Annotated in this window: 8 protein-coding genes; all 8 read left to right on the top strand. The window is 65.5% G+C overall.

The annotated features are described in order from the left end of the window. Window positions 1-788 precede the first annotated feature (788 nt). The 8 genes from rplU (at window position 789) to IF10I1_RS20810 (ending at window position 6,848) form a co-directional block, all read left to right on the top strand. On the top strand, window positions 789-1,163 hold the full coding sequence (gene rplU, locus IF10I1_RS20845; RefSeq protein ID WP_050473329.1) for a 50S ribosomal protein L21: 375 nt from the start codon (window positions 789-791) through the stop codon (window positions 1,161-1,163). Window positions 1,164-1,213: 50 nt separating this feature from the next. Next, a complete protein-coding gene (rpmA, locus tag IF10I1_RS20840) occupies window positions 1,214-1,483 on the top strand; it encodes a 50S ribosomal protein L27 (protein WP_019963644.1) in 270 nt (89 codons plus the stop codon). Window positions 1,484-1,606: 123 nt separating this feature from the next. After that, the gene (locus tag IF10I1_RS20835) at window positions 1,607-2,212 is read left to right on the top strand and encodes a GNAT family N-acetyltransferase (protein WP_094462809.1); all 606 of its coding nucleotides are present in this window, start codon (window positions 1,607-1,609) and stop codon (window positions 2,210-2,212) included. Beyond that, window positions 2,209-2,778 carry a GNAT family N-acetyltransferase gene (locus IF10I1_RS20830; protein WP_050473331.1) on the top strand — a complete coding sequence of 190 codons (570 nt, stop codon included), beginning with the start codon at window positions 2,209-2,211 and terminating at the stop codon, window positions 2,776-2,778. The genes IF10I1_RS20835 and IF10I1_RS20830 overlap by 4 nt, the downstream gene beginning before the upstream one ends. Continuing rightward, window positions 2,778-3,344: a GNAT family N-acetyltransferase gene (locus tag IF10I1_RS20825; protein ID WP_186391614.1), complete on the top strand. Its 567-nt coding sequence runs from the start codon at window positions 2,778-2,780 to the stop codon at window positions 3,342-3,344. Before IF10I1_RS20830 ends, IF10I1_RS20825 begins: the two co-directional genes overlap by 1 nt. Window positions 3,345-3,371: 27 nt before the next feature. Beyond that, complete coding sequence (gene obgE, locus IF10I1_RS20820; protein WP_050473333.1) at window positions 3,372-4,418, top strand: GTPase ObgE; 1,047 nt, start codon at window positions 3,372-3,374, stop codon at window positions 4,416-4,418. Next, complete coding sequence (gene proB / locus IF10I1_RS20815) at window positions 4,406-5,557, top strand: glutamate 5-kinase (protein WP_186414910.1); 1,152 nt, start codon at window positions 4,406-4,408, stop codon at window positions 5,555-5,557. Before obgE ends, proB begins: the two co-directional genes overlap by 13 nt. 10 nt (window positions 5,558-5,567) lie before the next feature. Then, the gene (locus tag IF10I1_RS20810) at window positions 5,568-6,848 is read left to right on the top strand and encodes a glutamate-5-semialdehyde dehydrogenase (RefSeq protein ID WP_244284589.1); all 1,281 of its coding nucleotides are present in this window, start codon (window positions 5,568-5,570) and stop codon (window positions 6,846-6,848) included.

The raw sequence follows: 6,848 nt of genomic DNA, 5'->3' as shown, positions 1-6,848 counted from the left end.
GGAACCCATCTTGGCCAGCGGTCTCACGGATCGCAAAATAGGCCGTACATATGACCGCAAGCGATCCGGAGCACCTGCGAACTTAAACCTTGCGACCACGGGGCCGTCCACATATGGATCCCCACCTGTGTGGGGATGACCGCCCCCATGGCACGCCATCATGCCCGGCAGCAACGCCGCCTCAACACACGCGCAGCGCTACCAGCAGACGCCACTTGCCGAGGCCACCGGCACCCCGGTGCAGACGGCACGGGACCGGCACACGAGGCGTCGTCCCGGACGAAGCGCAGCGGAGATCCGGGAACCACTCGTTCGCAGAGCGGTCAGTGGAGCTTCCGGCGGCAACCCCTTGCCAAGGCTCAGGACGATGGCACCTCTCTGCAAGCGAGTGGACCCGGGCTCGCGCTGCGCTTGGCCGGGGCGACCCGGTGTATCCGGCAGTGCCGCACCTGACGATCAGGAGAACGGCTGGGAGAAAAGCTGCCGCTCCATGCCCGCCCCTTTACCGGGGCAGGAAAAATGGCGGTTTGCGGCGGGTTGTGGATTGACTTTCCTTTGATCGCGGCGTTATACAGCCTCTGCTCAGTGAAATGGGGCCAACAGGCTCTGTGCATTGTGCTGTCTCCAGACCTCCAACCATCCAGCATTGCTGCCGGTTTTTCCGCAGGGCTGGCTGTTCCCGAAGAGAAGAAACTCCGGCATGGGCCAGGCGGCCTGCGGCGTGGTTTTGACCGGCGGGAGAGGACCGGGAGATACGGCAACAGAACGACAAAAAGGACGTGCAAGACATGTTCGCAGTGATCAAGACCGGCGGTAAGCAGTACACCGTCGCACAGGACGACCTCCTGAAGGTCGAAAAGCTCGACGCCGAAGCCGGCGCTACCGTGACCTTTGAAGAGGTCCTGATGGTCGGCAATGGCGAAGAAACCACCGTTGGCGCGCCGCTCGTGGCTGGCGCCACCGTGACTGCGGAAGTGGTCGACCAGGCCCGCACCCGCAAGATCATCATTTTCAAGAAGCGCCGCCGTCAGAATTCCCGGCGCCGCAACGGTCACCGTCAGTCGTATACGCTGGTCAAGGTGACGGCCATCTCCACCGGCGACGCAAAGCCGGCGAAGAAGACCACCAAGAAGGCAAAGGCTGAGGAAGCTGCTGGCGAGTAATCGCCGCCACCTTAGCGCAACTTGAACAGCGAAAGACGAGGAGTTTCGTCATGGCACACAAAAAAGCAGGCGGTTCATCCCGCAACGGCCGCGACTCCGCCGGCCGCCGCCTCGGCGTCAAGAAGTTCGGCGGCGAAGCCGTGATTCCGGGCAACATCATCGCACGTCAGCGCGGCACCACCTGGCATCCGGGCAACGGCGTCGGCATGGGCAAGGATCACACCATTTTTGCGACCGTAGAGGGCAAAGTGGAATTCCAGGCCAAATCCAACGGCCGAACCTTCATTAACGTGCTGCCGGCAGCGGTAGCAGCGGAGTAAAGCCGAGTGAAACCATGTTCGCCGGCGTCCTGATCGACCCGGCGGTTCTGGTGAACCGGTCAAAGTTCAAGGGGAGATGGGACGCCATCTCCCCTTTTCGTTTTTCTTTGACCGGAGGAAGTTATGGTTGTCGAGAGTGAAGGATACTTAGACGAAAGCAGTCTGGTTGCGGCCCGGATGCCGCTGGAAGGGGTTCGTGTCCGGCTCGATACGCCGCGCAAGGACGATCTGGCAGACATTGTATTTCTCGCCAACAACCGCAAGATTGCCTCGCATCTGGCCACCATGCCCCATCCCTTCGCTCTGGAGGATGCGCGGGCCATCGTGCAGAAGAGCCAGACGGCAACTCCCCATTACGCAAGTTTTGCCATCCGCCTGAAGGCCACCGGCCGCTTCATCGGCCAGGCCAAGTATGCCGCCGCCGAACCCGGCGGTCCGATCCAGGTCGGCTACTGGCTGGGCGAGCCCTTCTGGGGCTGCGGCTTTGCCACCGAAGCGCTGCACCGGCTGGTCGATCACGCCTTCAGCAACGGTGACATGTATGAGCTGCAGGGCAGCTGCCGCGTCACCAATCCGGCCTCGCGCCGGGTGCTGATCAAGAGCGGCTTCCAGTACCGCGACCAGGGCATGGCCCGGTCGCTGGGGGCTGGCGGCAATGTGCCCATCGAGCGCTTCGTGCTGGAGCGCTCCGTCTGGCGCTCGCTGAAGCAATGGGGAGGCCGGTCATGAGCCGCTTGCCGGAACTGCGCACCCGCCGCCTCATCCTGCGCCCCTTGCGCGGAGAGGATTCGGAGGCCATCGCCCGCCTGTGCGGGCAGGAATTCGAGGTTGTCCGCTGGCTGACGAGCATGGCCTGGCCCTATGAAGAGGGCTCGGCCGAGGCTTTCACCGCCCGGGCGATGACCTGTGATCCGGTGGAGGAGGCGGCCGTCTTCGCCATCACGCTGGGCGGCGTCTTCATCGGCGTCATGGCGATCGACGCGCCGGGCGAGCTGGCGGAAGCGGCCGGCTGCCCGACCATCGGCTACTGGCTGGGCCGCCCCTTCCAGGGCTTCGGCTATGCCGGGGAAGCAGCGGAAGCGGCGCTCGACTGGGCCTTTGCCGCCCATGGCTGCACGGCCGTTGCCGCGCGGGTGTTCGAGGAAAATGCCGCCTCGCGGGCGCTTTTGCGCAAGCTTGGCTTCCAGCCGGAAGCCATCACCGAGCGCTATGCAAGGGCACTGGACCGCAAGGTGCGCAACATCGTCGTGCGGCTGGATGGCAAGGCCTTCCGCCAGCGCAAGGCGGCCGCCTGATGGGCGCGTCGGAGAGCGGCGGCAAATGGCAGGGCCTGCCGCTCGCCACACCCCGGCTGACCTTGCGCCCGGCACGGACCGCCGATGCCGCTGATATTGTCCCGCTGGCCGGGGATATCGAGGTCTCCCGCACGCTGGCGCGGATGCCCCATCCCTATACGGCTGACCATGCGCAAGCCTGGCTGCAGGCGGCGATGGACGGGACGGATCTGACCACCATCAATCTGGTTCTTGACCGGAATGATGCCTTCATTGGCTCGATCACGTTTCGCGAGTTGCACGCAAGCCCCCTGATCGGGTATTGGCTTGGCCGCCCCTTCTGGGGTCAGGGCCTGATGAGCGAAGCCCTGAAGGCTGCGCTTGGCTGGTTCTTTGCCGTCACAGATCATGAGGCTCTGGAGGCAGAGGTCATGACGGGCAATGCCGCGTCGCTGGCTGCGCTGCGCAGGCTGGGGTTCCGCGAGACGGGCACCGGCACCTGCGCCAGCCTTGCCACCGGCACGGCGGCGGCTTCAATCCGCACACGCCTTGAGCGCGCGCGTTTTCTGGAATCTAGTGATGCCTGACGCGCGGGCAGCAGAAATGGACATGAGATGAAGTTCCTCGACCAGGCCAAGATTTATGTACGCTCCGGCAATGGCGGTGCCGGTGCGGTCTCCTTCCGGCGGGAGAAGTTCATCGAATTCGGCGGCCCCGACGGCGGCGACGGCGGGCGCGGCGGCGACGTCTGGGTCGAATGCGTCGAAGGGCTGAACACGCTCATCGACTACCGCTACCAGCAGCATTTCAAGGCCGGAACCGGCATCCACGGCATGGGCCGCAACCGCACGGGCGCCAAGGGCAATGATGTGGTGCTGCGCGTGCCGGTGGGCACGGAGATCCTCGAAGAAGACAACGAAACCGTCATCGCCGACCTGACCGAGCCCGGCCAGCGCCTGCTGCTGCTGCGCGGCGGCAATGGCGGCTTCGGCAATGCCCAGTTCAAGTCCTCCACCAATCAGGCGCCGCGCCATGCCAATCCGGGCCTTGAGGGCATCGAGAAGTGGATCTGGCTGCGGCTGAAACTCATCGCCGATGCCGGCCTCGTCGGCCTGCCCAATGCGGGCAAGTCCACGTTCCTGGCCTCCGTGTCGGCGGCCAAGCCCAAGATCGCCGACTATCCCTTCACCACCCTGCACCCGAACCTCGGCGTGGTCGAGCTGGACGGGCGCGGCTTCGTGCTGGCCGATATTCCCGGTCTCATCGAGGGCGCGCATGAAGGCACGGGCCTGGGCGACCGGTTCCTTGGCCATATCGAGCGCACCCGCGTGCTGCTGCATCTGGTCGATGGCTCGGGCGTGGAAGATCCGGGCGAAGCTTATCGCGTGGTGCGCGGCGAGCTGGAGGCCTATGGCAACGGGCTGGAAGACAAGCCGGAAATCGTCGCCATGTCCAAGGCCGACGCCCTGTCGCCGGAGCTGCGCGCCGAACGGGCCGCCTCGCTGGAAGCCGCCTGCGGCCGCAAGCCGCTGATCCTGTCTTCGGCCAGCCGCGAGAATGTGGACACGGCGCTGCGCATGATCATCAGGGCAATCGACAAGGACAAGGAGGACGCCGCAAACGAGGTGCCCTCCCGTCCTGAAGAGGGATGGCGTCCGTGAAGCAGGCAACCCGGCAGCTTGGCGAGTTCAAGCGCATTGTTGTGAAGATCGGCTCGGCTCTGCTTGTCGAAAACGGCAAGCTGCGGCGCGAGTGGCTGGAAGCCATCGTCGATGACCTTGCCGCGCTGGCGGAAAAGGGCTGCGAGCTGCTGGTGGTATCTTCCGGCTCCATCGCCCTGGGGCGCGGCGTGCTCGGCCTGCCGCGCGGGCCGCTGAAGCTGGAAGAAAGCCAGGCCGCCGCCGCCGTGGGCCAGATCGCGCTGGCGCAGGCCTATTCCGAATGCCTTGGCCGCAAGGGGCTGAAGGCGGGGCAGGTTCTGCTGACGCTGGGCGACACGGAAGAACGCCGCCGCTATCTCAACGCCCGCGCCACCATCGGCACGCTGCTGCGCATGGGGGCGGTGCCGATCATCAACGAGAATGATACGGTCGCCACCTCGGAAATCCGTTATGGCGACAATGACCGGCTCGCCGCCCGTGTTGCCACCATGACGACCGCCGACTGTCTCGTGCTGCTGTCGGACATCGACGGGCTCTACACTGCCCCCCCGGCCATCAATCCGGACGCGGTGTTCCTGCCCGAAGTGCCGCGCATCACGCCGGAGATCGAGGCGATGGCAGGCAGCGCCGGGTCGGAGCTGTCGCGCGGCGGCATGAAGACCAAGATCGACGCGGCCAAGATTGCCACCTCAGCCGGAACGGTGATGGCGATTGCCTCGGGCAAGCGCATGAACCCGCTGCGCGCCATTGATGAGGGCGTGCGCTGCACGTGGTTCCTTGCCGCCTCCACCCCCGCCACGGCCCGCAAGGCCTGGATCAACGGCCATCTGGAGCCGCGCGGCGAGGTGCATCTGGATGCAGGCGCGGTTTCCGCGCTCAAATCCGGCAAGAGCCTGCTGCCCGCAGGCGTCACTCACATTTCGGGTGGCTTCTCACGCGGGGATACGGTCAAGATCCTTGCCCCGGAAGGCCGGGTGCTTGGGCGCGGCCTCATTGCCTATGATGCGGCAGAGGCACGCATGATCGCGGGCCGCAACAGCCGCGAGATCGAAGCCATCGTCGGCTATCCGGGCCGCGCCGAGATGATCCACCGCGATGATCTGGCGCTGGACGATGCCCAGTTCGAGAAAGAAGCCTGAGGAAAATCCGATGCAGGACAAGGTTGAAGCAAGCAGCATCACGGCACTGATGGCGGATCTGGGCAAGCGTGCCCGCGCCGCAGCCCGCAAGCTCAGCCTTGCCCCAGAGGAACAGAAGAACCGCGCCCTGCGCGCCATGGCCTCTGCCGTGCGCGAGGCAACGCCTGCGATCCTTGCCGCCAATGCGCAGGACGTGGAAACCATGACGGCCAACGGCCAGATTGCCTCATTCCTCGACCGCGGCACCCTGACGGCGGAGCGGATCGAGGATATCGCCCAGGCGCTCGAGGCCATTGGCGCCCTGCCCGATCCGGTCGGCAGCGTCATGTCCGAATGGGAGAGGCCCAACGGGCTGAAGATCGAGCGTGTGCGGACGCCGCTCGGCGTCATCGGCGTCATCTACGAAAGCCGCCCCAACGTGACGGCCGATGCCGGCGCGCTGTGCCTGAAGGCCGGCAATGCGGTGATCCTGCGCGGCGGGTCCGACACGCTGCAGTCAAACCTTGCCATTCACGCCGCCCTGCAGAAGGGCCTGGAGGCTGCCGGCCTGCCGGGCGATGCCATCCAGCTGGTGCCGGTGGCAGACCGCGATGCCGTCGGCGAAATGCTGAAGGGCCTTGGCGGCAATCTGGACGTGATCGTGCCGCGCGGCGGCAAGAGCCTTGTCGCACGGGTGCAGAACGACGCGCGCGTGCCCGTCTTCGCGCATCTGGAAGGCATCGTGCACATCTTCCTCGACAAGGCGGCAGATCCGGCCAAGGCAACGGATGTGATCGTCAATTCCAAGCTGCGCCGCACCGGCATATGCGGCGCGCTGGAAACGCTGCTGGTGGACCGCGCCGTTGCCCGGGACCTGCTGCCCGGCATCATCAAAGCGCTTCAGGACAAGGGCTGCGAGGTGCGCGGCGACGCCGAGGTGCAGCACCTGTGCCCCGGCGCACTGCCGGCCACGGATGAGGACTGGACGACCGAGTATCTCGACAAGATCCTCTCCGTGCGCATCGTTGGCGGGCTGAATGAGGCGATCGAGCATATCGAGACCTACGGCTCGCATCACACCGACTGCATCCTGACCGGGGACGAAGAGGCGGCGCGCCGTTTCTTTGCCGAGGTGGATTCGGCCATCGTGCTGCACAATGCCTCCACCCAGTTTGCCGATGGCGGCGAATTCGGCATGGGCGCGGAAATCGGCATTGCCACGGGCCGCATGCATGCGCGCGGGCCTGTGGGGGTCGAGCAGCTGACCTCCTTCAAGTACCGCGTGCACGGCAACGGCCAGCTTCGCCCGTAA

The organism is Pannonibacter sp. I15F10I1, from assembly GCF_900185665.1.
Taxonomy (GTDB): Bacteria; Pseudomonadota; Alphaproteobacteria; order Rhizobiales; family Stappiaceae; genus Pannonibacter; species Pannonibacter indicus.
Note: the sequence above shows the minus strand (reverse complement) of the source record. Positions and strands in the feature narration are given on the sequence as shown.

Coding starts and splice junctions, on each gene's coding strand:
- rplU (WP_050473329.1), top strand. CDS start 789: ATGTTCGCAGTGATCAAGACCGGCGGTAAGCAGTACACCGTCGCACAG.
- rpmA (WP_019963644.1), top strand. CDS start 1,214: ATGGCACACAAAAAAGCAGGCGGTTCATCCCGCAACGGCCGCGACTCC.
- IF10I1_RS20835 (WP_094462809.1), top strand. CDS start 1,607: ATGGTTGTCGAGAGTGAAGGATACTTAGACGAAAGCAGTCTGGTTGCG.
- IF10I1_RS20830 (WP_050473331.1), top strand. CDS start 2,209: ATGAGCCGCTTGCCGGAACTGCGCACCCGCCGCCTCATCCTGCGCCCC.
- IF10I1_RS20825 (WP_186391614.1), top strand. CDS start 2,778: ATGGGCGCGTCGGAGAGCGGCGGCAAATGGCAGGGCCTGCCGCTCGCC.
- obgE (WP_050473333.1), top strand. CDS start 3,372: ATGAAGTTCCTCGACCAGGCCAAGATTTATGTACGCTCCGGCAATGGC.
- proB (WP_186414910.1), top strand. CDS start 4,406: ATGGCGTCCGTGAAGCAGGCAACCCGGCAGCTTGGCGAGTTCAAGCGC.
- IF10I1_RS20810 (WP_244284589.1), top strand. CDS start 5,568: ATGCAGGACAAGGTTGAAGCAAGCAGCATCACGGCACTGATGGCGGAT.